We start from the raw sequence: 2,668 nt of genomic DNA on the forward strand, positions 1-2,668 counted from the left end.
CGTACTACCATTACGTCACGCATTCAGGGTCATCGGTCAATCGTTACCGCCCCGAGCGTTACCTGATGGAAGATAACATTGCAAGATCCTTCGAACAACTGATGATTGAGTGGGGGAGTGAGCAGAAATTTGGCAAATTGATTGCTCAAGAATACTTCAACTCGATTTACCTTGAAACAAACAATCTGGTTCATGCTGACTGTCCGCTGACGGAAGAAGAAAAACTAACCCGTTTAAGCAGTATCTGGCAGCGTGTCGGAACGTAAAAAATAATGCCTTATAAAAAGAGCGACCCTAATCCCTTCAAACGTCTTCTTTTAAAGAATCTCGAAAAGAAAAGGTTTAAACAAGCATTATTACTAATGAAGAGTCGTAACCACTTAATCGACGAGTTTACGGGAACATTTGGGAAGCTAAAGCAAATGTTAAAAATTGAATGAACATATCTACATTATAAAATTTTAGTGGATTGAAATCTGACCAGACAAATAATGTAATGACTATTCAAAAAGGTGACAGTGAATAATCAATCAAAAAAATTACCTCTTATAAGTTCCCTTTTCTTTCCACTTTAAATTACATATAATAATTAACTAAGAAATATGGCAATTATCCTGGCCTATAAGTATAACAGAATAATTATACCTATATTCTTTCATTTTTTATGCATATAAGGATACTTACAATAGCTTTATAGTGCTTTTCGTTCATATTCATTTTTATCCTGGTGGCAATCTTTATTGAAAAGCATTATTAAATCATGTAAAGTAAATACTGATCATTTCCAACTATTTTAATGGAGGCTTACTGTGAATAAATTAAAAAAAGATTATCCTATATATTTAATGTTATTTATAATATTACAGCCAATTCTCGACTGGTTGACATATATAAGTATGGAGTATGCTGAACTTCCTGTCACACCTGGTGTGGTTGTTCGTATGCTTGTTTTGGTGCTGAGTGTTTTTTACTTATTAACAAGAAGGAAAATTTATTTAAGTAAAGGTCAATTTTTATACTTGATTATTATGGCGATGTTTACCTTCTTTCATTTTATAACAAATTATATATTAAAAGAGACTTTTTATCTTATTTCTGAATTAACAGCGCTAAGTAAATCACTTTACTTCATCATTATGTTTTATGTTTTTATGGTTGCTTTTAAAGAATTAAAAAAAAGAAATAAAGTTAATTTATTTCCAAAAAATATAGCAATTGCTGTTTTTCTTATAAATATTGTTATGGTTTTAGCTACGGTAACCGGCACTGGGAAAAGGTCCTATGGTGCACTATATAAAATAGGTCATAGTGGCTGGTTCTATGCTGCTAATGATATAGGAGTCACATTAGCCTTGGCTTTACCTATTATTATGTGGTTTACGTATATTAAAAAAGGTAAAAAATGGATACTATTTAATTGGATAAATACAATATTAACCTTGTTTTCCTTATTTACCATTGGAACTAAAGTGGGTCATCTAGCGGTTATAATCGTGTTAGGTCTTACAGTTATCATATTAGCAATTAAATCTTTTTCAAAGAAAAACATTAACCAGTTTAATAAAGGTCATTTATCTATTGCGGCATTACTACTACTTTTAACTGTGGTATTGACTCCCTACTTACCAGCGTACACAAATAGTGCTGGTCAAATAGCAGCTCTTAGAGAACAAAATGAAGTAAATAAAGATACTTCTGAGACAAATGGTGAGGGTGATTTTGATCAAGATATAAGTGAGGAAGACTACTTTGGAGAGAGCAGTACATCTGAATCTGAGGTTGTCAATGGAGTTATTTATAGCGGTCGTTCTGGTTTTCTGGATCTTCACCAGGACTATTTTGATGAAGCACCTGTGATACAAAAAACTTTTGGCATGGGATACGCTGGTAACTTCGAGCAGTCTCCCAAAGTCATAGAAAGAGATTTCCATGATTTGTTCTTTCAATTCGGCTTTTTAGGATTTGTACTTTACTTCTCACCTTTTGTATATTACGGTTTCAAAGTTCTAATTAGTTTTTGGAAACGAATAGGAGATATACTCGAAATGAAAAATGTAATGTTACTTAGTTCTGTTGCTTTAGGTTTAGGAATTGGATTTTTAGCCGGTCATACCTTAACCTCCCCAGCAGTGAGTATTTATTTGACAATTGTTCTGGCATTTTTAGTTGAGGATAGAATTCACTATAAAGGAGAATTAAAGTAATGAATAATAGTAAACCCAAAATCATCATGATTTCGTCATCAGGTGGGCACTACGAACAGCTCAGTATGCTTAAAAGTTTAGAAGAAATGTATGATTTGGTATGGATCACTGAAAAGACAACGTACAAATCGAAAGCAGATTATTACTTCTTACAGACTGGAACAACTGATAAATTTTATCTTTTGAAGATGATATGGATATCGATTCAATCATTGCATATATGGATAAAAGAAAAACCAGATTTTATTATTTCTACTGGTGCGATTTTAGCAATACCTATCTCATTACTAGCTAAAATATTGAAAAAAAAAGTTATCTTTATTGAATCTTTTGCACGTATAGAGAACAGTTCAAAAACGGGGCGTTTCTTTTACAATTTTGCTGATTTGTTTATCGTTCAGTGGGAAACATTGAAAACAGAATATCCTAGTGCAATATATGGGGGGAGTATCTATTGATTTTTG

3 protein-coding genes are annotated in these 2,668 nt (G+C 32.3%); all 3 read left to right on the forward strand.

Going from position 1 to position 2,668, the window contains the following annotated elements:
• Positions 1-266: hypothetical protein (locus tag ACTHW2_RS12740; RefSeq protein WP_442264267.1), on the forward strand; the 266-nt coding region annotated here is incomplete at its 5' end.
• A gap of 543 nt (positions 267-809) precedes the next feature.
• Positions 810-2,204 carry an O-antigen ligase family protein gene (locus tag ACTHW2_RS12745; RefSeq protein WP_442264268.1) on the forward strand — a complete coding sequence of 465 codons (1,395 nt, stop codon included), beginning with the start codon at positions 810-812 and terminating at the stop codon, positions 2,202-2,204.
• Positions 2,204-2,662: a PssD/Cps14F family polysaccharide biosynthesis glycosyltransferase gene (gene pssD / locus ACTHW2_RS12750; RefSeq protein WP_442264269.1), complete on the forward strand. Its 459-nt coding sequence runs from the start codon at positions 2,204-2,206 to the stop codon at positions 2,660-2,662. Before ACTHW2_RS12745 ends, pssD begins: the two co-directional genes overlap by 1 nt.
• The last annotated feature ends 6 nt before the right edge of the window (positions 2,663-2,668 follow it).

It is taken from the genome of Tissierella sp., from assembly GCF_052089545.1.
GTDB lineage: Bacteria > Bacillota > Clostridia > Tissierellales > Tissierellaceae > Tissierella_A.